The organism is Brevundimonas sp. 1080 (assembly GCF_040545985.1).
Classification (GTDB): domain Bacteria; phylum Pseudomonadota; class Alphaproteobacteria; order Caulobacterales; family Caulobacteraceae; genus Brevundimonas.
In genome coordinates this window covers 1,057,691-1,083,295 of sequence record NZ_JBEPMW010000001.1, presented here as the reverse complement: position 1 = coordinate 1,083,295, position 25,605 = coordinate 1,057,691, and the positions used below count along the sequence as shown (strand labels likewise).

30 protein-coding genes and 1 tRNA gene are annotated in these 25,605 nt (G+C 63.6%); 14 read left to right on the top strand and 17 right to left on the bottom strand.

Going from position 1 to position 25,605, the window contains the following annotated elements:
- Positions 1–17 precede the first annotated feature (17 nt).
- Positions 18–94: transfer RNA gene (locus ABIC32_RS05505), tRNA-Met, on the top strand.
- Here the strand turns inward: ABIC32_RS05505 and ABIC32_RS05500 are convergent.
- Complete coding sequence (locus tag ABIC32_RS05500) at positions 51–1,679, bottom strand: recombinase family protein (RefSeq protein ID WP_354072951.1); 1,629 nt, start codon at positions 1,677–1,679, stop codon at positions 51–53. The two genes, ABIC32_RS05505 and ABIC32_RS05500, sit on opposite strands and share 44 nt — an antisense overlap.
- A 383-nt stretch (positions 1,680–2,062) precedes the next feature.
- A complete protein-coding gene (locus ABIC32_RS05495) occupies positions 2,063–2,293 on the bottom strand; it encodes a helix-turn-helix domain-containing protein (RefSeq protein WP_354072907.1) in 231 nt (76 codons plus the stop codon).
- Between the two features lie 69 nt (positions 2,294–2,362).
- On the opposite strand from ABIC32_RS05495, the gene ABIC32_RS05490 reads away from it, so the two are divergent.
- Complete coding sequence (locus tag ABIC32_RS05490) at positions 2,363–3,184, top strand: hypothetical protein (RefSeq protein ID WP_354072905.1); 822 nt, start codon at positions 2,363–2,365, stop codon at positions 3,182–3,184.
- 370 nt (positions 3,185–3,554) lie between these two features.
- Here the strand turns inward: ABIC32_RS05490 and ABIC32_RS05485 are convergent, their stop codons facing one another.
- Both ABIC32_RS05485 and ABIC32_RS05480 read right to left on the bottom strand, forming a co-directional pair.
- A complete protein-coding gene (locus ABIC32_RS05485) occupies positions 3,555–3,731 on the bottom strand; it encodes a hypothetical protein (RefSeq protein ID WP_354072903.1) in 177 nt (58 codons plus the stop codon).
- Positions 3,732–4,164: 433 nt separating this feature from the next.
- A complete protein-coding gene (locus ABIC32_RS05480) occupies positions 4,165–7,419 on the bottom strand; it encodes an error-prone DNA polymerase (protein ID WP_354072901.1) in 3,255 nt (1,084 codons plus the stop codon).
- Positions 7,420–7,529: 110 nt separating this feature from the next.
- Between ABIC32_RS05480 and dinB the strand changes: the two genes are divergently transcribed.
- Both dinB and ABIC32_RS05470 read left to right on the top strand, forming a co-directional pair.
- Positions 7,530–8,603, top strand: a complete 1,074-nt coding sequence (gene dinB / locus ABIC32_RS05475; RefSeq protein WP_354072899.1) for a DNA polymerase IV — start codon at positions 7,530–7,532, stop codon at positions 8,601–8,603.
- On the top strand, positions 8,600–9,160 hold the full coding sequence (locus ABIC32_RS05470) for an alpha-ketoglutarate-dependent dioxygenase AlkB (protein ID WP_354072897.1): 561 nt from the start codon (positions 8,600–8,602) through the stop codon (positions 9,158–9,160). Before dinB ends, ABIC32_RS05470 begins: the two co-directional genes overlap by 4 nt.
- A 43-nt stretch (positions 9,161–9,203) precedes the next feature.
- Here the strand turns inward: ABIC32_RS05470 and ABIC32_RS05465 are convergent, their stop codons facing one another.
- From ABIC32_RS05465 to ABIC32_RS05445, 5 genes are all read right to left on the bottom strand, one after another.
- On the bottom strand, positions 9,204–9,980 hold the full coding sequence (locus ABIC32_RS05465) for an exodeoxyribonuclease III (RefSeq protein ID WP_292078516.1): 777 nt from the start codon (positions 9,978–9,980) through the stop codon (positions 9,204–9,206).
- 4 nt (positions 9,981–9,984) lie between these two features.
- Complete coding sequence (locus ABIC32_RS05460; protein ID WP_354072895.1) at positions 9,985–10,554, bottom strand: arylesterase; 570 nt, start codon at positions 10,552–10,554, stop codon at positions 9,985–9,987.
- Between the two features lie 217 nt (positions 10,555–10,771).
- Positions 10,772–11,950: a zinc-dependent alcohol dehydrogenase gene (locus tag ABIC32_RS05455; protein WP_137722467.1), complete on the bottom strand. Its 1,179-nt coding sequence runs from the start codon at positions 11,948–11,950 to the stop codon at positions 10,772–10,774.
- 17 nt (positions 11,951–11,967) lie between these two features.
- Positions 11,968–12,534, bottom strand: a complete 567-nt coding sequence (locus ABIC32_RS05450; RefSeq protein WP_354072893.1) for an SRPBCC family protein — start codon at positions 12,532–12,534, stop codon at positions 11,968–11,970.
- 33 nt (positions 12,535–12,567) lie between these two features.
- Positions 12,568–13,113, bottom strand: a complete 546-nt coding sequence (locus ABIC32_RS05445) for a hemerythrin domain-containing protein (protein ID WP_354072891.1) — start codon at positions 13,111–13,113, stop codon at positions 12,568–12,570.
- A gap of 179 nt (positions 13,114–13,292) precedes the next feature.
- On the opposite strand from ABIC32_RS05445, the gene ABIC32_RS05440 reads away from it, so the two are divergent.
- Both ABIC32_RS05440 and ABIC32_RS05435 read left to right on the top strand, forming a co-directional pair.
- Entirely contained in the window at positions 13,293–14,207 is a 915-nt protein-coding gene (locus ABIC32_RS05440; protein ID WP_354072889.1) for a manganese catalase family protein, read from the top strand.
- A gap of 43 nt (positions 14,208–14,250) precedes the next feature.
- Positions 14,251–14,964, top strand: coding sequence for a Crp/Fnr family transcriptional regulator (locus ABIC32_RS05435; RefSeq protein ID WP_084140461.1), 714 nt, complete (start codon positions 14,251–14,253; stop codon positions 14,962–14,964).
- Between the two features lie 9 nt (positions 14,965–14,973).
- On the opposite strand, the gene ABIC32_RS05430 is transcribed toward ABIC32_RS05435, so the two are convergent.
- Genes ABIC32_RS05430 through ABIC32_RS05420 form a run of 3 tightly spaced genes read right to left on the bottom strand, consistent with a single transcriptional unit; the run spans position 14,974 to position 16,024 of the window.
- On the bottom strand, positions 14,974–15,240 hold the full coding sequence (locus ABIC32_RS05430) for a hypothetical protein (protein WP_039248674.1): 267 nt from the start codon (positions 15,238–15,240) through the stop codon (positions 14,974–14,976).
- Entirely contained in the window at positions 15,237–15,842 is a 606-nt protein-coding gene (locus ABIC32_RS05425) for a cysteine hydrolase family protein (RefSeq protein ID WP_354072886.1), read from the bottom strand. Before ABIC32_RS05425 ends, ABIC32_RS05430 begins: the two co-directional genes overlap by 4 nt.
- Positions 15,839–16,024 (bottom strand): hypothetical protein, encoded by a 186-nt coding sequence (locus ABIC32_RS05420; protein WP_039248678.1) that lies wholly within the window; start codon positions 16,022–16,024, stop codon positions 15,839–15,841. The genes ABIC32_RS05425 and ABIC32_RS05420 overlap by 4 nt, the downstream gene beginning before the upstream one ends.
- A gap of 168 nt (positions 16,025–16,192) precedes the next feature.
- Between ABIC32_RS05420 and ABIC32_RS05415 the strand changes: the two genes are divergently transcribed.
- Positions 16,193–16,951, top strand: a complete 759-nt coding sequence (locus ABIC32_RS05415; RefSeq protein WP_137722461.1) for a Crp/Fnr family transcriptional regulator — start codon at positions 16,193–16,195, stop codon at positions 16,949–16,951.
- A 58-nt stretch (positions 16,952–17,009) separates the two neighbouring features.
- On the opposite strand, the gene ABIC32_RS05410 is transcribed toward ABIC32_RS05415, so the two are convergent.
- Both ABIC32_RS05410 and ABIC32_RS05405 read right to left on the bottom strand, forming a co-directional pair.
- Complete coding sequence (locus ABIC32_RS05410; protein WP_354072883.1) at positions 17,010–17,774, bottom strand: Crp/Fnr family transcriptional regulator; 765 nt, start codon at positions 17,772–17,774, stop codon at positions 17,010–17,012.
- An 82-nt stretch (positions 17,775–17,856) separates the two neighbouring features.
- A complete protein-coding gene (locus tag ABIC32_RS05405) occupies positions 17,857–18,156 on the bottom strand; it encodes a hypothetical protein (RefSeq protein ID WP_354072881.1) in 300 nt (99 codons plus the stop codon).
- Between the two features lie 248 nt (positions 18,157–18,404).
- Between ABIC32_RS05405 and ABIC32_RS05400 the strand changes: the two genes are divergently transcribed.
- From ABIC32_RS05400 to ABIC32_RS05370, 7 genes are read left to right on the top strand one after another with little or no spacing between them, the layout of a single operon-like run.
- The gene (locus ABIC32_RS05400; protein ID WP_354072879.1) at positions 18,405–19,532 is read left to right on the top strand and encodes a glycosyltransferase; all 1,128 of its coding nucleotides are present in this window, start codon (positions 18,405–18,407) and stop codon (positions 19,530–19,532) included.
- Positions 19,529–20,482 carry a glycosyltransferase gene (locus ABIC32_RS05395; RefSeq protein ID WP_354072877.1) on the top strand — a complete coding sequence of 318 codons (954 nt, stop codon included), beginning with the start codon at positions 19,529–19,531 and terminating at the stop codon, positions 20,480–20,482. Before ABIC32_RS05400 ends, ABIC32_RS05395 begins: the two co-directional genes overlap by 4 nt.
- Complete coding sequence (locus ABIC32_RS05390; RefSeq protein ID WP_354072875.1) at positions 20,479–21,510, top strand: glycosyltransferase; 1,032 nt, start codon at positions 20,479–20,481, stop codon at positions 21,508–21,510. Before ABIC32_RS05395 ends, ABIC32_RS05390 begins: the two co-directional genes overlap by 4 nt.
- Complete coding sequence (locus ABIC32_RS05385; RefSeq protein ID WP_354072873.1) at positions 21,507–22,607, top strand: acyl-CoA dehydrogenase family protein; 1,101 nt, start codon at positions 21,507–21,509, stop codon at positions 22,605–22,607. Before ABIC32_RS05390 ends, ABIC32_RS05385 begins: the two co-directional genes overlap by 4 nt.
- A complete protein-coding gene (locus ABIC32_RS05380) occupies positions 22,601–23,308 on the top strand; it encodes a PIG-L deacetylase family protein (RefSeq protein ID WP_295241426.1) in 708 nt (235 codons plus the stop codon). Before ABIC32_RS05385 ends, ABIC32_RS05380 begins: the two co-directional genes overlap by 7 nt.
- Entirely contained in the window at positions 23,301–23,882 is a 582-nt protein-coding gene (locus ABIC32_RS05375) for a class I SAM-dependent DNA methyltransferase (RefSeq protein ID WP_295241428.1), read from the top strand. Before ABIC32_RS05380 ends, ABIC32_RS05375 begins: the two co-directional genes overlap by 8 nt.
- On the top strand, positions 23,879–24,733 hold the full coding sequence (locus tag ABIC32_RS05370) for a glycosyltransferase family 2 protein (RefSeq protein ID WP_354072870.1): 855 nt from the start codon (positions 23,879–23,881) through the stop codon (positions 24,731–24,733). The genes ABIC32_RS05375 and ABIC32_RS05370 overlap by 4 nt, the downstream gene beginning before the upstream one ends.
- A gap of 122 nt (positions 24,734–24,855) precedes the next feature.
- On the opposite strand, the gene ABIC32_RS05365 is transcribed toward ABIC32_RS05370, so the two are convergent.
- The 3 genes from ABIC32_RS05365 to ABIC32_RS05355 are packed head-to-tail and all read right to left on the bottom strand — an operon-like array spanning position 24,856 to position 25,549.
- Complete coding sequence (locus ABIC32_RS05365; protein ID WP_354072868.1) at positions 24,856–25,074, bottom strand: ComEA family DNA-binding protein; 219 nt, start codon at positions 25,072–25,074, stop codon at positions 24,856–24,858.
- Complete coding sequence (locus tag ABIC32_RS05360; RefSeq protein ID WP_174086732.1) at positions 25,071–25,286, bottom strand: hypothetical protein; 216 nt, start codon at positions 25,284–25,286, stop codon at positions 25,071–25,073. Before ABIC32_RS05360 ends, ABIC32_RS05365 begins: the two co-directional genes overlap by 4 nt.
- Positions 25,286–25,549 (bottom strand): DUF2171 domain-containing protein, encoded by a 264-nt coding sequence (locus ABIC32_RS05355; protein WP_295192244.1) that lies wholly within the window; start codon positions 25,547–25,549, stop codon positions 25,286–25,288. Before ABIC32_RS05355 ends, ABIC32_RS05360 begins: the two co-directional genes overlap by 1 nt.
- Positions 25,550–25,605: the final 56 nt, after the last annotated feature.

Below are 25,605 nucleotides of genomic sequence, written 5' to 3'. Positions count from 1 at the left end.
GATACACTACCGTTTGCCGCGGGATGGAGCAGCCCGGTAGCTCGTCAGGCTCATAACCTGAAGGTCGTAGGTTCAAATCCTACTCCCGCACCCAACTTCGTAGTATTTTCGCCGTCTTGGTTCACCAGGGCGGCGATTTTGCCTTGTACGGTCAAGCCAAACTTTCCGCGCTCTTCCAACGGCGTGACCACGACGGTTCCAATCAACTTGCGCACCAAGTCCCGTGCTTCAGTCGCTGCCTCGCTGTCGCTGCGAGCCAAGGCGCGCTCCAGCGAGTCCACGACGGTCCGGTAATGCTTGGCCACGCGAGGATGCAGGGCGACGACCGACGCCGCCGGTGCTTGGGCCAGTTCTGATTCAATCTGGCTTCGCCGCGCTTCCAGCGCGTCCAGACGATCCTTGACTGCAGCGCCCGTAAGGACGCCATCGGCGATCTGGTCGACCAAGCGTTCGGCGCGGCGCTTCACCTCTGCAAGCTCACTGTCGAGTTTTGATCGAGCTTGGGTGATCCTACGCGCGTCATTCTCTGCTGCGAGCCTCGCCTCTTCGACGGCGAGCGCCACGCGTTCTGGCGCTAGAAGTCGGTTCTTGATCGCGGCGAGAACGCGCGCCTCGATCTCTGCGCTCTTGATCCCGCGGCCGTTCGTGCATGCCGATTTTCCTCGTTCTCGTCGCCATGAGCACATAAAGCGTTGGTCGGCGCCGCTTCGGATCATCGGGCCGCCACAAACCCCGCAGGTCAGTTTTCCGCTTAGTAAGTACCTGGGCCGAACGGCTATGCGCGGGGAGTGCCTCCGTGGCGATAACGTGTTTTCCGCATAGCGACCCTGAACTTTCGCCCATAACTCGTCGGAGATGATCCGGAGGTGGGGTACCTCGGTCCGGATAATTTCTCCAGGATCCGCCGTTCGCGCTTGGCGCTTTCCTGTGCGTCTATCCTTGACCCAAGTCTGGCGACCGAAAACCAGGACGCCGCGATATAATGCATTATGGATGACCCCATTGCCGCGCTCGGCATTGCCGTTGATCGTCGACGCGTTCCAGCTTCCGCCTCGCGGGCCGGGTATGCTGCGCCGATTCAAGTCGCTTACGATCGCCCGAGGCGATTGGCCGGCGGCGTAGCGCCGAAAGATCTCTCTGACGACTTCTGCTTCACCAGGATCGATATCGCGAAGGCCCCGGATCGGATCGCCGATGGCGTCGACTTCTCGCCTAATTTTGTAGCCGTAGACACGGCCGCCAGTATGACGACCGGAGCGGACGACGCCTTGAAGGCCGCGCCTTGTCTTTCGGCCTGTCTCGCGCAGTTGGAGGGCGTTCATGGTGCCCATCAGCCCAATCTGAAGCTCAGATATGTCGCCTTCGGAGATCGTGCGGATTTTGACGCCGTGAAACCGCAGATCCTCGAAGAGGGCCGCGACATCGGCTTGGGACCGAGAAAGGCGATCTAACGCTTCACAAAGCACGACGTCGAACTCGCCGTTCTTTGCGCCGTGCATCAGGCTGTGCAATCCGGGCCGGTTTGCTGCGGACCCTCCTGAAATGGCTGCGTCCTCAAACGTCGCGACGGTCTTGATCGCCTCCTTCGCTGCGAAGGACCGGCAGATCGCAAACTGATCCGCGATCGAAGCGACGTTTTGAAGGTCGGTTGAGTAGCGGGCGTATATGGCTGCACGCATCAGATCAGGCTCCAGGCGATGGAAGATCGCCACGGTGCATATCGACAGTCATACGCGCAAGGATGCGAGCCAGCTCGTCGAGAAGGGTCTCGGCGACAGCAACTCGACTGCTTGGCCATATCGTATCGCACGCACTAATCGCGCGCGCGGTGTTGAGTATGCTCCTGGCGTCAGCCGGCGCGCAATTTTGCGAAGGGGGTGAGGCTGTGGCCTCCTCGCAAGATTGATGATGACTTAATGTTGGAGTGGTTGGGGTAAACCTCTCCATATTGGTCGTGTTATATTTAGCTTTAATCATTCCACCTTGTTTCTTTAAAAAAGAAGTTCGGCTGGAATCGGTCTTACGGCTCGATCAGCTTGAAGGCAGGTAAGTTAAGCGAAGGTTAACGTAAAGGCGCGGCTTGGCTGAACAGTTCAGACGGCCCACAGCCAAGGCCAGCTGCGAGAGCGTAGACCGCCTTGATGCCGACGTTGCGTTCGCCGCGCTCAATGCCGCCGATGTAATTTCGATGGAGTCCGGCTCTGTCCGCCAGTTCCTCTTGGCTGAGGCCGAGCGCAATGCGTCGCGACCTGACGGCGCGGCCAAAACTCAGCAGGTCAGCGTTAACTTCCACACAACCGCACTTGCGGCTGCCGCCCGATCTTCACTACACACTATCAGTGTGATTTGTGCGAGAGACGTGATGGCTGATTTTATCGATATTTCCGAGATGAGCTCCGAACTGCAGCTCATGATCGGGACAGGGTCGCATCTGGACCCAGCAGAGCTCGACCCGTTGATCATGCTTGCATCGCTTAGGGTTCTGCAGAACGCCGCCCGGGAAGGCTTGAACGACGACGCACTCACGATCCTTTCGTTAATGCTGATGGTGTGGGTTCGACAGCTGCGGGACAATCCCGACAATGGAGGATTGGTAAAGACGACCGCCGAGGATCTGGCTGACCTTTCAGGATGGCTGGTGGACAGGGTGCTAGCGTCCCTGCAGGCGCTGGGTCCGCATATCCTGATCGATGACCTCGCCCTGTTTGCTGAAGGGGATTTGGAGATTGGCTTGGCGCCTCTGCTGCATCAGGACGGCGCCGACTGCAGCAATCTACTGACCCGGTATTGGACGGCTAACTATGTGATGAGAATGGCGCCCAAGCTCGAGGCTGCCGAGGAGATCGTCGCGCAGGGGTTGGCACGAGCGAACGAACTTGTCGGTTCCGGCGAGCGCGTGGCGAAGCTGAAGGCTCGTTGGGATGCCTATCGAGCCCAGCGAGGAGGCCTCGCTCACTACACGGTATACGGGGCCGGCGCGGACCTGGCCGCTTTCGTGGATGACGTCTCGACGCTAGAGGGATTGCACGACGCAGTGGTTGGTCTGATCGACCCCGCCAATCATGGGCCGCTGACCTTTGCTCGGGAATGCGGCCTTCTTGCGTGTACCAAGCTTCAGGCTCTCGCGATCAGTGCGGCGGAGCTGCAGCTGAACCCCGTCGAGACGAAGGGCGTTCGGCACTGAAAAGCAGGCATTCGGACGTGTGCTCTGGTCGCCGTGCCGCCCCACAGCTTCGGTCACACGACATACTGCCGTATGCGAGAGCCACAGACTTTGTTGGGAGACGCCTGATGATGGACGTTCTTATATTCATGGCCGGTGGGATAACCGCTGTGTTCATAGCTTGGTTGGTCCAACCGATTTTCGGGGGACTCATCGAAGGCATGAATGGCGGGACTAGCCGGCGTAAAAAAAGGTCGGAGTAGCAGCTGGTTCCGCATGTGGGTCGCTATCTCGACACCGCGTTCCTCCGGCACGGAAGATGTACAGCCCTCGTCGCGGTAGCCCTGGGCGTGCCGGATGAGCGCAGCCGGATCAACGCGAGAGAACTAGGTCAATAAGAGTTGCTTGGCTCGTCATGATCGCCGGCGCGGGGCTTTCGATCACACAGCGCTCGCACCATTTTGGAGATCACCGTCTTGATGGCGAGGACCCCCACGATGGTGAACGAGAACACGAAAGCCATCTGCACAAAGTTCATCTGAAAGGCTGGAAGCTCAGCGTCGGTCACCGTCGTCCTCCCAGCGTGTTGGGCAGCCAAATACTCCATCTCGAGCGCCATCCTTCACATAGCCTAGAGGGCGATAGCCCGTGCTCTAAACGACGGAACCAGACAACAAAAAACGTCTAACCCCAGTGGGGGCCATTAGGAATATCATCCTGTGGAGGATGATGCACACATTACGCACACCTGCGGTAGTATTAGGGGATTGTAAAACAACAAGAAAACTCGGGCGCAAAATAGGTTACAGGTGACCCAAGAATCTGTAGGGCTGATTTGCCTAGATAAAACAGCAGGTTATATGGGTTGCGCGTAACCCATTTAAAGACACACATCTGTACGCCAGCTCAGCTTCACCCTCATCATGGGGGCATGGGTCCTGATCATGAAATGGGGATTTCACGATGGGGATTCTGACCAGTCCTGCGGTCGCTCCTGGCGACTATCGAAAATCCCGCGTCCTCGGTCTGATCGGGTCGAGATGAAGATCGGGAATGTAGATGTCCCGAACCTTGATCGCGCGAGGGGGCGCGTCTCGCGCATCGGGCGACCCGCCGCGATGGAATTCGTCGCCGCGTCCGTGGGGCAGGGGGAAGGCTTCGCCCCGATCCCCGACTGAAGCGAGCAGGGCCGATGCGTCGTGAAGTTTGGTCGCGACGATGTGGACGACGTCGCCCTCCCGCTGAACCTTGCCGTCGACGACCAGCATGGAGGCCGACAGCACGACGCGGCGTTGCTGTTCGTAGAGGCTCGGCCAGATGACCAGATTGGCCACGCCGGTTTCGTCTTCGATGGTGATGAACATGACCCCCTTGGCGCTGCCAGGCTTCTGACGGACCAGCACGAGGCCCGCCACGCGGGTCAGCCGACCGTCGCGCATGGCCGTCCCGTCGGCGCAGGTCATGACGTGGCGGGCTTGCAGATCGCCGCGCAGGAAGCTCAGCGGATGATCGCGCAGGGTCAGGCCGATGTGGCTGTAGTCCTCGACCACTTCCCGTCCGGGCGTCATCGGCTTGAGGCCTGGATCGTGCTCCAGGATTTCCGGTTTGTGGTCGTGGGCGTCGGCGGCGGCGAACAGGGGGAGGGGGGCGTCCCGTAGCCCCTTGATGGCCCACAGCGCGTCGCGGCGGTCCAGATCCATATCCGGTCTGAAGGCGTCCGCCTCCGCTAGGCGGACAAGGCTGGCGACCTGGGCGCCGGCGCGTCGCCACAGGTCGTCGACGGAGCGGAAGGCGCCGTCCGTCCTTGCCGCCAGGAGGCGGGCGGCGTCGCCGTTCACCAAGCCGCGCACCATGCGAAGGCCAAGGCGGACTGCGAACCGGCCATCCTCGCCCACAGGCTCCAGGGTGCAGTCCCAGCGGCTGGCGTTGACGCAGACGGGCCGGATCTCGACGTCGTGCTGCTGGGCGTCCCGGACGATCTGCGCCGGGGCATAGAAGCCCATGGGCTGGGCGTTCAGCAGAGCGGCGCAAAAGACATCCGGGTGATGGCATTTGAGCCAGGAGGAGGCGTAGGCGATCAGGGCGAAGGAGGCCGCATGGCTTTCCGGAAAGCCGTAGGAGCCGAAGCCCTCAAGCTGGCTGAAAGTCTTCTCGGCGAAAGCGGCGTCATAACCGCGCTCGACCATGCCGCTGATCAGCTTGTCCTTGAAATGGCTGACCCCGCCGGTGAACTTGAAGGTCGCCATGGCCCGGCGGAGCTGGTCGGCTTCCGAAGCGGTGAAACCGGCGCATTCGATCGCGACGCGCATGGCCTGTTCCTGGAACAAGGGCACGCCCAGGGTCTTGCCTAACACCTTCTCGAGCTCGGGCTTGGGATAGACCACGTCCTCCTTACCCTCCCTGCGGCGCAGATAGGGATGGACCATGTCGCCCTGGATCGGGCCGGGGCGGACAATGGCGACCTCGATGACCAGATCGTAGAAGGTGCGGGGCTTGATGCGCGGGAGCATGGCCATCTGGGCTCGGCTCTCGATCTGGAAGACCCCGAGCGTGTCGGCCTTGCGGATCATCGCATAGGTCTTGGGGTCCTCGGCCGGAATGGTGGCGAGGTCGAGCGCGATCCCCTTGTGCTCGGCCAGGAGGTCGAAGCCGCGCTTCATGCAGCTGAGCATGCCGAGCGCTAGCACATCGACCTTCATGAACTTCAGGACGTCGATGTCGTCCTTGTCCCATTCGATGACCTGGCGGTCCTTCATCGCGGCTGGCTCGATCGGGACCAGGTCGTCCAGGCGATCGTGCGTCAGGACGAAGCCGCCCGGGTGCTGGCTGAGGTGGCGCGGGGCCCCGATCAGCTGACGCGACAGCTCTAGCGCCAGGCGAAGCCGCCGGTCTTCCAGATTGAGGTTGAGGTCCGCGACATGCTTGTCCTCGACGCCCTCGCTGGAATAGCTCCAGACCTGGGACGACAGGGTCTTGATCAGGTCCTCGCTGAGCCCCAGCGCCTTGCCGACGTCGCGCAGGGCGCCGCGCGAGCGATAGCGGGTGACGACGGAGCAGAGCGCCGCATGGTTGCGGCCGTAGGTCTCGAAGATCCACTGCATGACGACTTCGCGCCGCTCATGCTCGAAATCGACATCGATGTCCGGCGGCTCGCGGCGCTCCTGGCTGACGAAGCGCTCGAACAGAAGGTCATTGCGGCCTGGATCGATCGAGGTGATGCCCAGCACGTAGCAGACGGCAGAGTTGGCGGCCGAACCACGACCCTGGCACAGGATGTCCTGGCTGCGAGCGAAGCGCACGATCGAATGGACCGTCAGGAAATAGGGGGCGTAGTCGAGCTGGCCGATCAGATCGAGTTCGTGCCGAAGCGTCTTACGCACGCTGTCCGGCAGCCCTTCCGGATAGCGCTCGGCGGCTCCGGCCCAGGTCAGCTGTTCCAGCATCTGCTGCGGCGTCATGCCCGGCGTCGAGACCTCGTCCGGATATTGATACGCCAACTCATCCAGCGAAAACCGGCAGCGGTCGGCGATCTCGACCGAGCGGGCCAAGGCCTCGGGATAGGCCTTGAACAGGCGGTGCATCTCGTGGGGCGGCTTCAGATAGCGATCCGCATGGCGTTCGCGTCGGAAACCCAGTTCGTCGATGGTGCAGCCGTGTCGAACGCAGGTGACCACGTCCTGCAGCAGGCGTTGGTCCGGATGATGAAAGAGGACGTCGTTGGTCACGACGGTCGGCACGCCCGCCTGGGCGGCGAGGTTCGACAGGTCGTGCAGCCGCAAGGCATCGCCGGGGCGTCGCCGCAGCGTCAGGGCGAGATAGGCGCCCGCAGAAAAGGTCGCCTTCAGCCGCCGCAGATTGACGGCGCAGGCCTCGTCCGCCTCGTCAGGAACCAGGATGGCGATCAGGCCCTCCGACCAGTCTTTCAGGTCTGACCAGTCGAGGTGGCATTTGGCCTTGCCGGCGCGACGCTTGCCCAGAGAGAGCAGGCGCGTCAGTCGGGAATAGGCCGGTCGATCGGTCGGATAGACAAGCACGCCCGTCCCATCGATCAGATCAAGCCGGCAGCCAACGATCAGCCGTACGCCGGAGGCCTTGGCCGCCTCATGGGCGCGCACGATCCCCGCTAGTGAGTTGCGATCTACGATGGCCAGAGCCTCCAGTCCGCACAGCCGCGCCTGTTCGAACAGCAGTTCGCAACTGCTGGCGCCGCGCAGGAAGGAGAAGTGCGAGGTGGCTTGAAGCTCGACGTAAGACATAGGGATTAAGCGGCTGTTCGACCTCCCCGACAGCACTCCGGCAAGCCGAATGGCAAGCGTGGCCTTGGACAAATGTTTTCTTTTTGTTCTTGTCTTGATATGCAGGCTGCATGTCCGGCGTCGCCACCCGCAAGATCGTCCATGTGGACATGGACGCCTTCTTCGCCTCCGTGGAACAGAGGGATGATCCCGCCCTGCGCGGTCGCCCCGTGGCAGTCGGTCATGCGGCGGCGCGCGGCGTGGTCGCCGCCGCCAGCTATGAGGCGCGGCGGTTCGGGGTGCGGTCAGCCATGCCCTCGACGACCGCCCAGCGGGAATGTCCGGACCTCGTCTTCGTCCCGCCGCGCTTCGAGGTCTATCGCGCGGTGTCGGCCCAGATCCATGCGATCTTTTCGGACTACACCGATCTGATCGAACCCTTGTCGCTGGACGAGGCCTATCTCGATGTGACGGCCGATCGGCGAGGCCTCGGGACCGCCTCGGCGACGGCGGAAGAGATCCGGCGGCGGATTCTAGACGAGACCGGCCTGACGGCTTCGGCAGGCGTTTCCTACAACAAATTCCTGGCCAAGCTGGCGTCGGACCAGAACAAGCCGAACGGCCAGTTCGTTGTGGCGCCAGGGCGCGGCGAGGCCTTCGTCGAGGATTTGCCGGTCAGGCGCTTCCATGGCGTCGGCCCGGTGACGGCCGCCAAGATGGAGCGACTGGAAATCCGTACCGGCGCTGATCTGCGCCGTCAGTCCCTGGCCTTTCTCCAACACCATTTCGGCAAGTCCGGGCCCTGGTATTACGCCATCGCGCGCGGGCAGGACGACCGGGCGGTCAATCCGGACCGGACGCGCAAATCGAGCGGGTCGGAAACCACCTTCGCTTCCGACCTGACTAATCCGGACGCGATCGAAGCCGGTGTGGCCGCCATGGCCGACGATGTCTGGGCCTGGTGCGAGAAGACAGGAAGCCGGGGACGGACGGTCACCGTCAAGGTCAAATGGGCGGACTTCCAGCAATCGACGCGTAGTCGGTCCTTGTCCGAGCCCGTGGCTTCCCGCCAAGCCCTGCACGAGGTCAGTCGGCTGCTGGTCCGATCCCTCTACCCGCCAAGCCGTGGCGTGCGCCTTGTAGGGGTCAGCCTGTCCAATCTGGAGACAACCGGGGCCGCGGCGAACCAACTGGCCCTGTCGTGACCGGACTGTCGCAGTTCGATTTGTTCGGCGATGCACCCGCGCGCACGCCCGTGGTGGCGGGGTTCGACTATTGGGCCGACGTTCTGTCGGCGCCCGAACAGGCCGCGCTTGTCGCCGCGCTCCAGACTCTGGCGTTCAAACCCTATGAACATCTGGGCTACTTGGGCCACCGCCGGATCGCCGCTTTTGACCGCAGGGGGGATGGGCCGGAGTGGCCAACGTTTCTCTCGACCCTAATGGCGCGCTTGGCGGGTCGTCTCGATCTGGACGGCGCGGCCTTCGTCCAGGTCCTGGTCAATGAATATGCCCCGGGTGCCGGCATCGGCTGGCATCGCGACCGTCCTGTCTATGGCGAGATCCTGGGCCTGTCCCTGCTGGCGCCCTGCGTGATGCGGCTGCGCCGACGCGAGGGGGCGGGTTTTCTGCGGCGCAATGCGCCGCTGGCGTGCGGCTCGGTCTACCGGTTGTCGGGAGAGGCGCGCAGGGACTGGGAGCATTCGATCACGCCGATGATGGCCTTACGCTATTCCGTCACCTTCCGGACCCTGGCCGCCTGAAGACTGCGGGGGCTGCCGCCGGACGTCATGTGTCCGGATCGGCTTAGTCAGCGAGGTCGATCCAGGCCGGCGCATGGTCGCTGGCGCCCTCGACGCCGCGGACCGCGCGATCGACGCCGGCGTCGGTCAGGCGTTCGGCCGCAAGGCCGTTGAGCAGGAGATGGTCGATGCGCAGGCCCGCGTCGCGGGACCAAGCCTCGCGGAAATAGGACCAGAAGGTCCAAGGCGGCGGATCGTGCGGGAAACGCTCGCGCAGGGCGTCGGTCCAGCCCTGGTCCAGCAGGCGCTTGAAGGCGGCGCGGCTCTCGGGCTGAAGCAGGGCGTCGGCCTTCCACGAACTGGTGTTGTAGATGTCGGCGTCGGTCGGAACGACATTGTAGTCGCCGGCGAGCACGACCGGCGCTGCAGTGGCGTAGAGGGTCCCCGCATGGGCGATCAGCCGGTCGGCCCAGGCGAGCTTGTAGTCGAACTTGGGCCCGGGCCTGGGATTGCCGTTGGGCAAATAGAGGCAGCCGATCAACACGCCATTGACCGCCGCCTCTACATAACGGGCCTGAGGATCAGTGGCGTTGCCGGGCAGCCGGCGTCGGGTCACGACCGGCTCGCCGATGCGGCTTAGGATAGCGACGCCGTTCCAGCGCTGTTCGCCAACCCAGGCCGCATCGTAGCCGGCCGCCTTGATCTCGGCATTCGGAAATTGGCTGTCGGTCGCCTTCAGCTCCTGAAGGCAGACCACGTCCGGCTGGGCCTGTTCAAGCCAGGCGAGGAGATTGGGCAGGCGACGATTGACGCCGTTGATGTTGAAGGTGGCCAGCCGCATCCCGTCACGGCGTCCGCAGGGCCGCCAGGGCGGATCGCACATGGGGTGCAAGGGTGTCGGCCATCTTGCCCACGCCGGCGGCGTTGGGATGGATCCGGTCCGGCAAGACATAGGCCGGCTGCAACGCCACACCCTCCATCAGGAAGGGCATCAGGGGCACGCTCGCTGCGCGAGCGACCTCGGGGTAGACCGCATCGAACGCCCAGGCGTAGGCGCCGAACCAGGGCGGCGCCCGCATACCGCACAGCAGAATGGGGATGCTGCGCCGATGGAGTTTGTCGATGATCGACAGCAGATTATCCCTGACATGATCGGTCGGGACCAACTGCATCATGTCGTTGGCGCCCAAGGCGACGACGCAAAAATCCGTTTGCGCCGGCACGTCCCGATCGAGCCTTTGCAAGCCGTCCCCCGTCGTGTCGCCGAACACGCCCGCGCCGATGACGCGAACCAAAGGCGTTTCGCTCGCCAGTCGCGCCGCCAGTTGGCGCGGCAAGCTTTCAGCCGACTTCAGGCCGTAGCCTGCGGTCAGCGAGTCGCCGAGAAGCGTTACGACACGCTCAGCATTGCCCATAGGCGGCGCTCCTGTCAGCGTCGAATGTGACAGGCAGGCCGAAACCGGATCTTGGGCGGTCGGAGTGCAGCGGGTCATGCGTCATGGCCTACCCAAAGTAGGCCGCACCTGTCCTGTTCCTCTCAGGTCGTCTGAAAACAATCCCCAACTCCGGCCGTGATGCGCTCGTCTGGCTGTCGATCGTCCACGGCAGTAAGGCTTTAAAGAGGGCCGTTGATCAGCCGTGCGGCTTCAGTACGACCTTCGTCCATTCGTTCGGATTGTCATGGAAGTTCTTGTAGGCCTCTGGCGCCTGCTCCAGCGGGAGACGGTGGCTGATCAGATCCGTCGTGTCGATCTTGCCGTCCATGACCAGCTCAAGGAGCTGCGGCAGGTATTTCTGCACATGGGTCTGGCCGGTCTTGATCGTCAGACCCTTCTGCATGAGGGCGCCGATCGGCAGCTTGTCGCCAATCCCGCCATACACGCCGGGGATTGAAACGCGGCCTCCCTTGCGACACGCCATGATCGTCTCGCGCAGGACATGTTGGCGATCCGTTCCCAGCTTCGTTTCTTGCTTCACCGCATCGATGATGTTGTCGGGCGAAAAGCCATGCGCCTCCATGCCGACGGCGTCGATGCAGGCATCCGGCCCGATGCCGGCGGTCATCTCCATCAGGGCTTCGCGAACCTTGACCTCATGATAGTTGAGGACTTCCGCGCCATTCGCCTTGGCGAGCTCCAGTCGGCGTGGATGATGATCGATGGCGATGATGCGGCCGGCGCCCATCAATCTGGCGCTCTTGATGGCGAACAGACCGACGGGCCCGCAGCCCCAGATCGCCACCGTGTCGCCGGGCTCGATCTCCGCGTTTTCGGCCGCCATCCAACCCGTGGGGAAGATGTCCGACAGGAACAGGACCCGCTCATCCTCAATCCCGTCCGGCACCACGATCGGGCCGACGTCGGAATAGGGGACGCGGACATATTCCGCCTGGCCGCCCGCATAGCCGCCGGTCAGATGCGAATAGCCGAACAGCCCGGCAGCCGGGTAACCGTAGGCGATCTCGGATGCGTCGGACTTGTCGGCGGGATTGGAGTTATCGCAGGCCGAGAACTGCTGCTTGCCGCAATGGAAGCAGGAGCCGCAGGCGATCACGAAGGGGACGACGACCTTTTGGCCGACCTGAAGGCTCGTGTTGCCACGGCCGATCTCGACGACCTCGCCCATGAACTCGTGGCCGAGGATGTCGCCATTGGACATGCCGGGGATCACGCTATCGTAGAGGTGCAGGTCTGATCCGCAGATGGCGGTCGCCGTAATCTTGATGATCGCATCGCGGGGATTGACGATCTGGGGATCGGGGACCGTGTCCACCTGAACATTGTGTTTGCCGTGCCAAGTCAGGGCGCGCATGGGAATTCCTTCCTGGATCAGAAATGACGGTCGGCGCGTGGCGCCGCGTCGGGAGCCTTGGATGTTGAGATTTCGCCCGTCTCCATCAGCTGTTTGAAACGTCGTAGCTCTCGCCGGGCCTGGACCCGGGGCTCGCGCTGCATCACCTTGGCGACCAGTTTGCCGACCGCGCCCGCCGGCGGGTCGTAGCTGATCAGGACACGCACCTCGGTTCCGCGGCCGAAGGTGTTGTCGCGAAATTCGATCCAGCCTTGGTGATCGACGTCGCTGTCTTCTGTGGAGCGCCAGGCGATGTACTCGCCGGGACGATCTTCGGTGATCTCGCTGACAAGCTCGATCTCCGCACCGGCCGGGCCGGCGACGCTCCAACTGGATCGAACGTCATCGAGAAGATCGACAGACTTCACGTTCTCCATGAAGCGAGGCAGGTTTTCGAAATCGCGCCAAAAATCATAAAGTTGTTGTCGAGGCCGGTTGATCGTAACAGCGCGGACGCTTGTGGAGTCGTAGGCGCTTTCCACATAGTCGTCGTCATGGAAGGCTGGTGACTGGACGTCGGCGTCTGTCGAAAGGGGGGCGGACATCGTGGATGCCTCCTTGATGTTGGACGGTAGGGATCAGGCGGCTTGAGACTGAGGCGCGCCCGCGTAGCGTTCGAACTCTTCGGTGTAACGCGAGGCCAGACGGACCTGGTGGCCGCCCTTGGCCATCAGCGTCAGGAACCAATCGCTTTCTTCCTCGAACATATGAGTAAGAACGGCGCCTTCGATGTGGGCCCACTTGTCCAGCCAGGCGGGCTTTGAGGGCGCGATGTTTTCAAGCTCCGCCATCTGGGCCTTTGTGGTTGTCTGCTCGAGATAGGCGTGGGCCGCGTGCATCTTTTCGCTGGCTTGGCCGAGGGCGGGATAGAGGACCAACTCCTCGGCCAGCGCATGGCCGTTCAGCACGACGGCGAGCGCATGGCGCGCGGCGTTTCTTTCTACGGCGGTCTTGGCGGTTCGGCCGCTGGCGAAGGCCGCGCGGATCGAGTCGTGATGATCGAGCACCAGCGAAAGCCAATCTCCCGCCTGGGAGGCGGCGCGGGCCTTTTCCGTCGCCGCCTTACGAGTCTCGTGGTCAGGCTGCGGGGTGACGGCGGCGAGCGCCTTGTCGATGAGGGACATCAAACCTCCCATGAAAGAAGGTTCAAGAGCCGCTCGGAGTTGTCCGTTCCGACTGTCCAATAGCGGGCACAACCGATGGCCGCGCTCGAAAGTAAAACGTTTCAAGGTCGGAAAACCGACCTTCGGAACAGCACTCGGAATGGCCCGGTTAGCTTGGCTTCAACTTCAAGGAGCCAACCATGTTCATGCACAACAAGCGCCTGATGTATACGGTCAGGGTATCCGAACCGAACCCGGGTCTCGCCACCCTGATGCTTGAGCAATTCGGAGGGCCGCAGGGCGAGCTCGCCGCCGCCATGCGCTACTTCACCCAGGCTTTGGCGGATGAAGATCCGGGCCGCAAAGACATGCTGCTCGACATCGCCACGGAAGAGTTGAGCCACCTCGAGGTTATCGGCTCGATCGTGTCCATGCTGAACAGGGGGGGCAAGGGCCAGTTGGCGGAAGCCACGATGGAGGAGGCCGATCTCTACGCCTCGCTGAACAGCGGTGGTGAGAGCCATACGACCTCCATTCTCTATGGCGGCGCGCCTGCCCTGATCAATTCCGCCGGTGTCCCGTGGACCGCCGCCTACATCGACTCGATCGGCGATCCCGCCTGCGACCTACGCTCCAACATCGCCGCCGAGTCCCGTGCCAAGATCGTCTATGAACGTCTGATCAACTGCACGGACGATCCCGGCGTGAAGGACGCGTTGAACTTCCTGATGACGCGCGAAGTGGCGCATCAGAAGTCCTTCGAGAAGGCCCTCTACGCCATGGAGCCGAACTTCCCGGCAGGCAAGCTGGTCGGCCTGCCTGCCTTCGCTGACAAATACTACGACATGTCCCAAGGGGAGGGCGATGTCCGCGGACCTTGGAATGAGGGGGAGCAATGGGAGTTCATCAACGACCGTGAACAGCAGGGCGCCGTGGACGGCGGCGACGGCTCCGCCAGCGTCTCACTGGGCGAACGGGACGCCGCCGCTGTCCAGGCCTTCGCGGCCCGAACAGCCTCTGACCTCGACGGCAATCCTGTGACCGGGGCTGATCTAGGGGCGGGACCTGGGGCAGGGACCACGACCGAACTGATCGAAGACGAAGGCGTCAGTTAACCCATGTAAGTGCGCGACGCCCGGAAAGTCGCAGGATGCGCCTATGCTCGATCCTGCGACACCGTCCGGCGAGACCTCGCCATGTCTAGAGCCGCGCGAGGAAATTCTTTCGTTGTGGCGGGCGTTTGATCCGCTCTCCTTCGAAAGTCGCAGTCGCGCGCTACGCCTGGGAGAGATCATTCCCGTCGTGTCGGGCGGACCCTATCGTCCGGATGGCGAGATCGCTGTCGTTCTCGACGGTTGTCTTCTTCTTGATGACGGGAAACGAGGAACCCATTGTGGCGTCGCTGCGGCGGGCGATCTGATCGACATCGCAGGGGGAAGCCCAGGGCTTTGGCTGTCGAACGGCTTGGTGTACCGGGCGCCCGTTGCGGCTTTCTGCCGGGAAGCGGGTGAGGAAGGCGTTCAATTTCTGCTTTCAGGCGGCGTCAAGCGATTGAGGGCGATGGAGACGCGTTTGAGGTGCGCCATGTCGCATGGGTCGATCTCTCGCGTCGCCAGCTTTCTTCTGGATATTCATCGCGCTACCGGTGGCTTTGAGATCGCTCTGTCACAATCGAATATCGGAGCGTTGCTGAGCCTGCGCCGATCCAGCATCAATCAGGCTTGCCAGAGCCTTCGCGCCGCCGGCGCCCTACGCACCGTGCGGGGACGAATCCTTTTGAAGGATGAGGCCGTTCTCGCGAGCGTGGCCTGCTGTCACTATCGTCCGCAGTCTCCAGCGTTCGCCGAAGCCATCGCGGCCGAGGCGGCCTAGATCAGCTCGTCACCGGTCTCGGACCGGTGCGCCGAATACATAGATGCCGGCATGGACGAGCTTTGCGATCAAGTCGGGCGAGAGGAGCGACGGGGCTGAATCGACGTCGGCGATCCACCGACCATCGCACCACAGGGCGACAGCCTGACCCACCGCTTTTGCGCGCTGAGACGCCTGGGCCATGGCGTCAGCCATGTCGTTTGAGATCAGGGTCTCAGGCTCTCCGCCATCACGGTAGCGGATCTGATAGCGCAGAACGGGAGGATGGACGGTCATGCCACCCAGGCCTCCAGCACCTCTCGGCATTCGGCAGTTTCGACCTGGAGACTGAAGCGGTCGCTGTAGAGCGCCAAAAGGTGATCGTGAGGCTGATCAGCTGAACTGCAGACCCCGTCGCTGACCACCACGATGCGATAGCCCAGATCGATGGCTCCGAGCACGGTCGAGAGAACGCAAACGTCAGTTTCCGCCCCCGTTACGACGAGCGTATCAACACCCTGATCTTTGAACGCCTTGTGGAGGCGTGTGCCTGACCAGGCGGAATAGACCGTCTTGTCGATGATCTGGGCGGGCGGCGCGAACCGCTGAAGCGGAAGCGCCAGATCCAACATCGCCGGATCAAGAGCGTTCTTCGTCATGGTCGACCAACGCCGCCAATAGTCGCGCCAGGCGCCTTCCGCCTCATCGGGCGTTGCGGCGGGGATGAATCGGGTGAGCCACAGCTTTTCAGGCCTTGCAGCGCATAGCGTCTCGATGGCCGGAAGCGTTTTGGCTGCCCACGGCGTATGCCACTCGGTCCCTTCCACGAACATGCGCTGCATGTCGATGCAAAGGTGCGCCGCTGTTTCCGGAATGCGCGTCTTCAGGCCGCGTGTCACGGCCTGAGCTCCGGCGTCTCTTCGCCCCGGTGGTGTTCGCTCTCGCCCCGTTCGACTTCGGTGCGGGAGAAGACTTCCTCCTGGCCCGCGTCGAGTATTTCGTCCTCGGGACCACCTAGACCGCCCTGCGCCAAGCCGCGCGTATGATCAATCTTGTCCCTGTGTGGCGTATGTCGGGTCATGTCGCCTTCTCGCCGGATCAAAAGACAACCAATCCTGGTGCGTCAGCTGAGTTTCATAGGTCCGATTTTGGACAGGCTTCTAGCCTGTCGAGAGTACCCCCGAAGGCGCGTCGGACAGCCCTTTACATGGGTTAGTGCAGGCATGCCGGGTTTGGGGGAACGCGGGGCATGGATGAGGACCTGCCGCCCCCAAACGATTCGCAATCCGATGCGCCGGGGCGGTTGGGGGAATTCGTCACTCTGTCATCTCGCGAGCGTGCAGCGCTGGCCGGGCTTCTCGAGCCGGTCCAGCATTGGCCTCGCCACCATGTGTTGCGTCATGAGGCGGCTGAACCTTCGCATCTCTATCTGCTGACCCAGGGCTGGGTCGCGTCGTCCATCGCGCTTGCATCGGGCAAGCAGCAGATTGTGAAGGTCCATCTTCCGGGCGATCTCCTGGGAGCGCCGAGCCTGTGCCTGACGACAACGGTCGACTGCCTGACCGCCATGACGCCCATCGCTGTGCACGCGATATCGAGGTCCAGGCTGATAGCGACATTTGAGGCCTATCCGCGGATTGCGCTTTCACTCTTTCTGAGCGCGCAGAAAGAGCGTGTCGCGTTGATGGAAAGTCTGGCCGTGGTTGGTCAGGCGCCCGCTCACGTTCGCATCGCCGCCACGCTGACCAATCTGTTCGATCGATTGTCCGAACGCGGCGATGCGCCGGGCGGCATGTTCCATATGCCTTTGACCCAGCGCGATCTCGGCGACCTGATCGGGATCACGCCGGTGCATGTGAACAGAACCCTTCGCGAGATGGATCGCCTGAATCTGATCAAACGGTCCGACCAGACGATTTCCCTGCTCGATGTTGATCGGCTTCGCCGTATCGCTGGGCTGCCCGTCAGGCGCTATGTGTCCGGTCCCAACCGGATCACGAGCGTCTGACGCCGCAGGCGCGGAGATGGAGGCGCAGCGGCCGCGCGCTAATGAGCTTCGGATAGATTTAGGCCGTCCGCCGTCTCGCGATCGGCGCGCCGCTTGAGGACCTAGACAGCTTCAGATCGAGATAGGAGGCGTCGAAGGCGACGCGCTCGGTCAGCGCCGTCCAGTCGTCGATCGACACCTGACCATTCCGCCATCGCACCAGGCCCGTGTCGCGAAGGACCTTGAGCGAGCGGTTCACGTGGACGCTCGACATCCCCAGCATGTCCGCTAGGTCCGATTGGGTCAGAGGGCATTCGAAGGTGTGGTCTTGGGCGAGGGCTACGGCTTCCAGACGGAGGTAGAGTTCACAGATCAACTGGCCCAGTCTTGTCCCTGCGTCTCTGCGTCCCAGCGCCACCAGCCACTGCCGGTGGATGGCCGCATCTATCAGCGTTTCAAGCCAAAGCGCTCGCGCAAGGCGAGGGGCGTGTTCCGTCACGCGCCTCAAGTCGGCGTGCTGGACAACCGCGACGGTGACGTCAGACAAGGCTACAAGGCTGTGATCCATCGTTTTCAGAAGAAAGCCATGCAGATCGATGAAGTCCCCGGGAACGCTGATCGCTGTGATCTGACGACCGCCGTCCGCCAGGGTCGAGACTCGGCCGACAAATCCCGAGAGCAGCAGCGTGCTGAACGTGGGTCGACTGCCCTCTTCCACCAAGGCTTCGCCGGCTGCGGCGCGACGGCGCCCACTCAGGAGGCCCTCAAGCCGTCCGCGATCGTCGTTCGAAAGGTCGCCGAGGCGATGAAGCTTGGCGTCGATGAGCGATTCCACGGACGTCATCCTTGCGAGCAGAGGCGTCGGGACGCTTCGGCCCTCATCATAGGATCAACGCGACGCAGCCGATGACCGGCTCGCATGAGGGTCATCCGTCCTTGGCGCCGAATTCGGCGAATGCGGCGCGTATCGCCTGTTCCTCGTCATCGGTTTCTGCAGACACGACGACTTTGACACGCCCGGCGACCGGCACGTCCGACCGAGGTTCGACGCTGGGGCTGTCGCCTTCGACATCTCCGCCCGAAGGCCTGTCTCCAACCGTGTTCGCCTCGCCTTCAGGGGCGACCTGAATGGCGTCTCGTTCCATGCCATGGGTTTGAACGAGCCGTTCGACCAAAAGCTCGGCGTCTCGACGTGTTGCGAATGTGGAGGCGAAAAGGTTGGTCATGGTTGGGTCCTTTTAGCTAGTCCAGAGAACGCGCCGAGTAGTTTATCGCTCCGGGGCTGACCGCTTTCAGCGGCGCTCGCGCGTTTTCATTGGGTCATCCCAAACAAAATACGCCGGTTTCTGCTGGCTCAAAGAAGCCCGAATGCCTCCGATCGGCTTGAGACCATTATCGAACACAGGAACGAATAGCCGCGGCATAGCTTTGACCTTCAGGCTTTATGCCATGGACCGATCCGAGGGGGGTCGGGTTGTCGATCACGGCGGTATGGATGCGCATCGGCGTCATCGCACATCTCAAATATCCGATCGCAGAGCCCTTCGCCGGCGGGTTGGAGATGCATACGCATCTGCTCTGTCGCCAACTGCGGCTGAAGGGCCATGACGTCACTCTGTTTGCCGCGACCCTCTCCGACCCCGAGTTAGGCCTAGAGGCGATCTGCGACCAGACGGAAATCGCCAAGGTCGGGACGGCGGAGGCGGGCGACGTCGCCTTCTTCCGAGAGCATCACGCCTATCTGTCGTTGATGAGCCGGCTTCGTCGAAGTTCGTTCGACGTCATCCACAACAACAGCCTGCACTATCTGCCGGTGTCGATGGCCGAGACCTTGCCCATGCCGATGGTCACCACCCTCCACACGCCGCCGTTTTGCTGGCTGGAAAGCGGTATCCGCGAAGCGAGCGCGCCGTCCGCACGGTTCGTCGGCGTGTCGGAGGCGATGCGTGAACAATGGAGTCGGGTGCGGCCGATCGATCAGGTCATTCTGAACGGGATCGACCTGGAGCGCTTTCCGTGGCGTGCGCGTCACGACGACCCTGGGCATTTGATCTGGTATGGGCGGATCGTGCCGGAGAAGGGTCTGCATCTGGCGCTGGACGCGGCGGCATTGGCGGGTGTCGGCCTGCGGTTCGCGGGCCCGATCCTCGATCAGGCCTATTTCGATGCCGAGATCACTCCGAGATTGACGCGCGAAACCACCTATCTTGGTCATCTCGACCACGAAACGCTGTCGAAGGAGATCGGGCAGGCGGCCGCCTTCGTCTGCACGCCGCGCTGGGACGAACCCTATGGACTGGTGGTGGCCGAAGCGCTGGCGTGCGGAACGCCCGTCGCCGCCTTCGCGCGCGGCGCCATACCCGAGATTCTGACACCCGACTGCGGCGCCCTGGCGCGCCCTGACGATGTGCAGGATCTGGCGCGCGCAATCGCCCGGGCGGTCGGCTTGTCTCGGTCGGCCTGCCGCGCGCGCGCCGAGGCGGCCTGCGATGTGCGCCGGATGATCACCGCCTACGAAGGGCTCTACGGCGAGATGATTCAGGCGGCTGCGGCAGGGCAGATGCAGGCCAATGACGCGCTGGAAGATCGGTTGATCGCATGACGGGCGAATCTGCCTTCTGCGTTTGCGTGCCCGCGCGGAATGAGGAACGGCGTCTTCCTGTGCTTCTGGCCGCCTTGGCCGCGCAGGGACTTCAAAGCAGGATTTCGGTCGCGCTCTGCATCAATAACTCCACGGACGGTTCGCTCCATCAGGCGCAGGCAGCGGCCGATCGGTGGAAGGATCGACTGGACATCGTCGTCGATCTGAAGACCTTCCCGGAGCATCGCGCGCATGCCGGCGCGGCGCGTCGCGCGGCCATGTCCGTCGGTCTCGAGCATCTCGGAGATCGATCCAATGGCGTTCTGATCTCGACGGACGCCGACACGCGGCCGCCGCCGAACTGGCTGTCCGCCAATCTCGCAGCCATCGCGGATGGAGCCGATCTGGTGGGCGGACGGCTGGTGCTGGATGAAGCGGAACCGATCTCGGCGGATGTCGCGGCTCTGCGGCGACTATGGGACGCCTACTGGCGTGAAGTTCGCATGATTGAGGACGAGATCGACCCTTCGCCACATGATCCGGCCCCTCGGCATGGCGATCACACCGGGGCCAGCCTCGCCATCACGGCGGCGGCTTATCTGTCAGCCGGCGGCGTGCCGGAACAGCCGACGGGTGAGGATCGGGCGCTTGTGATCGCCGCTCAGGCGCAGGGGGCCCGGCTTGTGCATCCCTTGGCGGTGTGGACCCGCGTGTCGGCACGCACCACGGGCCGCGCCGCCGGGGGGATGGCGGAGGATATGACCCGCTTGTTCGATCAGGCGCGGAAAGGCGGTCCGATCATGGCGCCGGACTTTTCGCATTGGCGACAGCGGGCGAGTTGGCGCCGGGGTCAGCGTCACGACGCGGCGAGCGCCAGGCGGCTGCCGGCATTGGAAACCCAGCTGCCCGCCATGCCGCTCGACTTGGATTTACGAGGTTGGGCCGACGGCCTTGAGAGACCCGCAGCGTGAGGGCTCCGATCGGATACTATGTCCATCACCAGGGCGACGGCCACCGCCAGCGCGCACTGGAAATCGCCGCCGCCGCGCCCGAGCGATTTGTGCTGCTTGGAACGGGACTGAAGGGGCGAACCGAAGACATCGCCTGCGTGGATCTGGAGGATGACAGGCCTCACGACGAAGACCGCTTCTCCGGCCGTGACGAGGCGCCTGTCCGGCCTGAGACGCTGCATTACGCCCCCTATTACCATGCGGGCGTCCGGGCGCGGACCGCCCGGTTCGCCCAGTGGATCAGCGACGCCAGGCCGGCCTTGATGGTGATCGACGTGTCGGTCGAAATGGCGATGCTGGCCCGGCTGTGTGCGACGCCTGTGGTCTATGTCCGCCTCGCAGGGGATCGATCAGACCCGGCGCATCTGGACGCCTTCCGCGGCGCAGAAGCCTTGCTTGCGCCCTTCCATGAGCAGCTGGATGGGATGGGGGCCAGCGAGGTGCGAGACAAGACGCACTACTTCGCCCCCCAACGCTATTTGGGACCGAAGCGTGGATCAGGCGTCCTGGTCGTTCATGGGCGAGGTGGCGATCCGCTGGATGGCGCCAAGCTGGCGGCGGCTGCGGAGGCGACGCCCGAGAAGATGTGGACCGGCGTTGGGCCGATCGAGCCTCCGCCGGTCATACCGCCGAACCTGAAGCTGGCGGGCTGGATCGACGCCATCGGCGACGAGATCGACAAGGCGGAGATCATCGTCGGGGGCGCGGGAGACGGCCTGCTGAATGCGGTGATTTCGGCCGATAAGCCCTTTGTTTGTCTTCCCGAGCCTCGCGCCTATAATGAGCAGGTCGCGAAGGCCGAGCGGTTGGTGACACTTGGCGCTTCGATCGTCCTGGCGCAGTGGCCGCAGGCGCAGCAATGGCTGGGCATCCTTCAGTCAGCACTCGCACTGTCGCCCGCTGATCGGCAGCAGATCAGCGGGCAGGGACTCGGCGCCGCCGGACCCTGGCTTGTCGACCTCGCATCAGAGCTTGAGGCACGCCGATGACAGCTCTGGAAACAACGCCGACCGCGTCATCGGCTCTGGAACTTGAGGTTAGATTGGCGGCGCTCGGTGCGCGCTACGACGCTGCGCCGCGATATCCCGCCGAGAGTCTGACGCTGCTCGCCTCGGAGGGTTGGGGTCGACGGTTCGCTCCGGTCCAAAGCGGTGGAACGGCCTATGACGATCCAGTCCAAAAGGCCTTGGCCTTGATGGGCGCTCTACGAAGTGTGGGGCGGTCGGATCTCAGCGTCGGCCGATTGTTCGAAGGACACGTCAACGCCCTGGCGCTGTTCGACTGGTACGCGGACCCGGCCCAGAAGGCTTGGCTGGGCAAGGTCCTTGCGCAGGGCGGCTGGTTCGGCGTGTGGGCGACGGAGCCGCCGCCCGGCGTTCGTCTGGTCGGCGACCGGCTGCAGGGCGCCAAGATGTTTGCGACCGGCGCGGGCGGCCTGGAATATGCCATCATCACCGCCCAGCCGGAACAGGGCGAACGCCAGCTGATCGTCGTGCCGGCGAACGACCCGGAGAGGGCTGATCTGAGCGGGTGGCGCGTCCGCGGCATGCGCGCGACGACCAGCGGGCGCTATGAGGTGACCGGGTTGATGGTAAATGCCGATCAGCGGCTCGGATGTCCCGGAGAATATGATCGCGAACCGCGTTTCACGGCCGGCGCGTGGCGGTTCACGGCGGTGCAGTTGGGCGGCGTCGAAGGCCTGGTCATGGCGATGCGCGACGCACTGTCCGACGCCGCCCGCGCCGATCCCATCCAGCGCGCGCGCTTTGCCGATGCGGTCGTTGCGACGCGGACGGCCTGGCTTTGGGTCCGCGAAGCCGCGATCCGCGCGGCGTCCGAAGCGCCGGACGCCGGGGATTTCGCCCGCGCCACGCGCGGCGTCGTCGAACGCAGCGCCCTGGATGTAATGGAGTTGGCGGCGCGGTCGGTCGGGACACGCAGCGCCTTCGACGGCGAGCGCATCGACAAGATCACCCGTGATCTCAGCCTCTATCTTCGGCAGGCCGGACCCGACTATGCGAAGGACCAGGCGGCCAAGACCTGGCTGGATCGCGATCTCTGGGGCGAGGGCGACGCCCTATGGTGAGCGAGAAAACCGGCCGGCTGGCGACCCTGGCGCTGGAGCGTTCGCCCTGGCGATCCGCGCGGTGGCTGGTCATCGCCCCGCATGCCGACGACGAGACGCTGGGCGCCGGCGCCTTGATCCATCAGGCGGCCGAGGCTGGGCGGTTGGCGGGCGTCGTGATCCTGACCGACGGTGCGGGTTCGCACGACCTTCCAGATTTTGCGTCCCGTGCAAGGCTCATCCGGACCCGACGCCTGGAGGCCGGGCGCGCCGTTCGACGGCTGGCGGGGAATGCGGCTGCGCCGCCGGTGTTTCTGGATTGGCCCGATGCCCAGCCCGCTTCTCCTGGCAGCATGGCGTTCGAGTCGACCGTGCGTCGTCTCGCGGCTTTGTGCCGCGAGCGGCGCGTCGATGCGATCGCCGTGACGGGTCCCGACGATCCCCATTGCGATCACCAGGCGGCGGCACAGCTTGCCCGCCGCGCAGCCGGTATGGCTCGCCGGCCGGTCGCCGTTTTCGATTATATCGTATGGGGGGCGGCTCCGTCCGAGTCGAAGCTGCGGATTACGACGCGACCTTTAAGGGCCGGCTTGAGGGCCTTTGCCTTGTCGGCCCATCAGAGCCAGTTGACGCCGATGTTCGGACCGGGGTTTCGGCTCGAGACGCAGAGGGGGCTGCAGGCCGCCTCGGACACCCTGTATCGGCGCGACGCCTATGGCTGAACGCTCGCTTCCCGCCGCCTATTTCGAAGGCATCTTCGCCGGGGACGCCGATCCGTGGGATCTGGCCTCCAGCCCCTATGAGGCCGCCAAGTTCGATCGCACCATCGCCGCCCTTTCGACGCGGCGAGCAGCTTTTGCACTCGAGGTCGGTTGTGCCGGCGGCGTCCTGACCGAGCGGCTGAGCACAGTCTGCGATCGTCTGTTGGCGATCGACGTCAGCCCGACCGCCCTGGAAAGGGCGCGCCAGCGTCTGTCGGGGCGGCCGAACGTCCGGTTCGCGGCCGCGGCCTTCCCTCGCGACTGTCCGGTTCTAAACGGGCTGGATCTCGTCGTCCTGTCCGAAGTCGCCTATTACTGGAGCGACGCCGATCTGGACTTTGCGGCGCAACGCATCTCCGACGGCTTGGTCGAGGGCGGACGCGTTCTTCTGGTGCACTGGACTGGCGAGACTGACTATCCCCAGACCGCCGACGACGCCGTCGAGCGCCTCTGGCTTGGATTATCGGAGCTCATGCAGGTGGATCTCGCCGAAAAGCATCCGAACTATCGGCTGGATTTGTGGAGCCGGCGATGACGACGCTGTCCGCTCTGACGCTGGTTCGCAACCGGCAGGCGCATCTGGACCGATTGGTCGAGGGATTGAAGCTCAGCGCCTCGCCGCCCGACGAACTGATCGTCGTCGACATGAGCGATGCGCCCGCGAGGCTGCCGCCGGTGGGTTTTCCGGTCCGCGTCGAACGTCTGGCAGGCGACGCCCTGCCTCTGGCCGCCGCCCGAAATCTGGCGGCCGCCTTGGCGTCGGGCGATATTCTGCTGTTTCTGGATGTGGATTGCATCGTGTCGTCGGCAGTTTGCGACCGGATGCAGGCGGTGCTCGCCGAGCATGACGCCGTCATCTGTCCAGAGGTGCTCTATCTTCCTGCCGGAGCCGTCCGGCCGGGACCCCTGTCGGAAGTTGATCTGAGCGCCGCCGGGCGACCCCATCCCGTGCGCCCCTTTCCACGGGAAGGCGAAAGCCCGGAGGGCAATCCGGGCCTGTTCTGGTCTCTAGCTTTCGCGCTCCGTCGCTCGACCTTCGATCGGATCGGCGGGTTCGACGAGACCTATGTCGGCTACGGCGCCGAAGACACGGACCTGGGCTTTCGCATCGCGCGAGAGGGCCTGCCGCTGCTCTTCGCCGGCGGTGTGCCCGTCTTCCACCAACATCATGACGGCTATGATCCGCCCCTGCAGCATTTCCGCGCCCTGATCGCCAACGCCAAACGCTTCCACGCCGCCTGGTCGATCTGGCCGATGGACGGTTGGCTGCGAGCGATGGCGGATCTCGGACTGGTCGACTGGTCGTCGGATGAACTGACCATTTGCCGGGACCCAACGCCGGCAGAAATCGCCGCTGCACAAAAAGATCCTGCAAATCCCTTTTAGGACTACGGTCTTTCAGAGCGCAGGCCCGCCGTACGAATGGAACTCAACAAGCCGACGCAGTTCAGTGTCCGTCTTCTCTAGTGAGGAAGCGATCTTGATCAGGCGACCCACGCATCGGACTGTTAATGCGAAGTTGGCTGGGTCGCTGAGCTCGTGGCTTTGACCGAAACGTGCGCTTCAACGCCGTCAGTCTTGCCGCTCAAACCCGGTACCTCATCGAGCTGGCGAAGGCTGGTGAAACGACCTCTTTCCTCCCGATAGCGAACGATTTCGAACCCGTGGCCGCGCAACATCTCAATCCCGTCCAAAGTATCGGCGCTGGCGATGTTCAGGTCGATCATCTCTCGTCTCCCTCAGGTCTGCCCGCCGGCAGGTGTCCGAGGGCGAAGTCGATGGCTTCGATATCGACCTTCAGCTTCACCAGATCACGGATGCGCTCGTGGTCGCCGGACGCCGCGGCGGCTCCGGCGGTTGACCACACTTCGGTTGTCAGCTGCTCGCGGATGGCCAGCAGCTGTGCGGCGACGGCATCATTATCCCGAATCGCCGACACTATTTAAGGTCGGCGATCGCCTCGCCGGCCTCTTCTTCCTCGAGCAGAGCGGCGTTGTCGGCGTTTGCGGATAGGCGCACCTGATTGCCCTCGACCTCGGCGATAAGGCCGCCAGAAAGGTAATGATGGTGATCGCTGTGCGATCCGCTGTCGGCCTTGGTGAGCTTGATGCGATCGCCTTCAACCTTATCGACGGTGCCGAGATGGACGCCGTCGGCGCCAATCACTTCCATATGCTCTTTGATGTTCGAGAGGTCGATCATGGCGGGTCTCCGTTTGCCTATGCCATCAACGAGGCGCGACGCGCGGCGTTCCAGAG

Bases quoted from the DNA above. Each gene is read 5' to 3' on its own strand.
- ABIC32_RS05500 (WP_354072951.1), bottom strand. From the start codon at position 1,679: ATGCGTGCAGCCATATACGCCCGCTACTCAACCGACCTTCAAAACGTC.
- ABIC32_RS05430 (WP_039248674.1), bottom strand. From the start codon at position 15,240: ATGACCGTCCATCCTCCCGTTCTGCGCTATCAGATCCGCTACCGTGAT.
- ABIC32_RS05460 (WP_354072895.1), bottom strand. From the start codon at position 10,554: ATGGGCAATGCTGAGCGTGTCGTAACGCTTCTCGGCGACTCGCTGACC.
- ABIC32_RS05450 (WP_354072893.1), bottom strand. From the start codon at position 12,534: ATGTCCGCCCCCCTTTCGACAGACGCCGACGTCCAGTCACCAGCCTTC.
- ABIC32_RS05420 (WP_039248678.1), bottom strand. From the start codon at position 16,024: ATGACCCGACATACGCCACACAGGGACAAGATTGATCATACGCGCGGC.
- dinB (WP_354072899.1), top strand. From the start codon at position 7,530: ATGTCCGGCGTCGCCACCCGCAAGATCGTCCATGTGGACATGGACGCC.
- ABIC32_RS05445 (WP_354072891.1), bottom strand. From the start codon at position 13,113: ATGTCCCTCATCGACAAGGCGCTCGCCGCCGTCACCCCGCAGCCTGAC.
- ABIC32_RS05385 (WP_354072873.1), top strand. From the start codon at position 21,507: ATGACAGCTCTGGAAACAACGCCGACCGCGTCATCGGCTCTGGAACTT.
- ABIC32_RS05480 (WP_354072901.1), bottom strand. From the start codon at position 7,419: ATGTCTTACGTCGAGCTTCAAGCCACCTCGCACTTCTCCTTCCTGCGC.
- ABIC32_RS05410 (WP_354072883.1), bottom strand. From the start codon at position 17,774: ATGACGTCCGTGGAATCGCTCATCGACGCCAAGCTTCATCGCCTCGGC.
- ABIC32_RS05440 (WP_354072889.1), top strand. From the start codon at position 13,293: ATGTTCATGCACAACAAGCGCCTGATGTATACGGTCAGGGTATCCGAA.
- ABIC32_RS05375 (WP_295241428.1), top strand. From the start codon at position 23,301: ATGGCTGAACGCTCGCTTCCCGCCGCCTATTTCGAAGGCATCTTCGCC.
- ABIC32_RS05435 (WP_084140461.1), top strand. From the start codon at position 14,251: ATGCTCGATCCTGCGACACCGTCCGGCGAGACCTCGCCATGTCTAGAG.
- ABIC32_RS05405 (WP_354072881.1), bottom strand. From the start codon at position 18,156: ATGACCAACCTTTTCGCCTCCACATTCGCAACACGTCGAGACGCCGAG.
- ABIC32_RS05395 (WP_354072877.1), top strand. From the start codon at position 19,529: ATGACGGGCGAATCTGCCTTCTGCGTTTGCGTGCCCGCGCGGAATGAG.
- ABIC32_RS05455 (WP_137722467.1), bottom strand. From the start codon at position 11,950: ATGCGCGCCCTGACTTGGCACGGCAAACACAATGTTCAGGTGGACACG.
- ABIC32_RS05465 (WP_292078516.1), bottom strand. From the start codon at position 9,980: ATGCGGCTGGCCACCTTCAACATCAACGGCGTCAATCGTCGCCTGCCC.
- ABIC32_RS05490 (WP_354072905.1), top strand. From the start codon at position 2,363: ATGGCTGATTTTATCGATATTTCCGAGATGAGCTCCGAACTGCAGCTC.
- ABIC32_RS05415 (WP_137722461.1), top strand. From the start codon at position 16,193: ATGGATGAGGACCTGCCGCCCCCAAACGATTCGCAATCCGATGCGCCG.
- ABIC32_RS05355 (WP_295192244.1), bottom strand. From the start codon at position 25,549: ATGATCGACCTCTCGAACATCAAAGAGCATATGGAAGTGATTGGCGCC.
- ABIC32_RS05365 (WP_354072868.1), bottom strand. From the start codon at position 25,074: ATGATCGACCTGAACATCGCCAGCGCCGATACTTTGGACGGGATTGAG.
- ABIC32_RS05380 (WP_295241426.1), top strand. From the start codon at position 22,601: ATGGTGAGCGAGAAAACCGGCCGGCTGGCGACCCTGGCGCTGGAGCGT.
- ABIC32_RS05370 (WP_354072870.1), top strand. From the start codon at position 23,879: ATGACGACGCTGTCCGCTCTGACGCTGGTTCGCAACCGGCAGGCGCAT.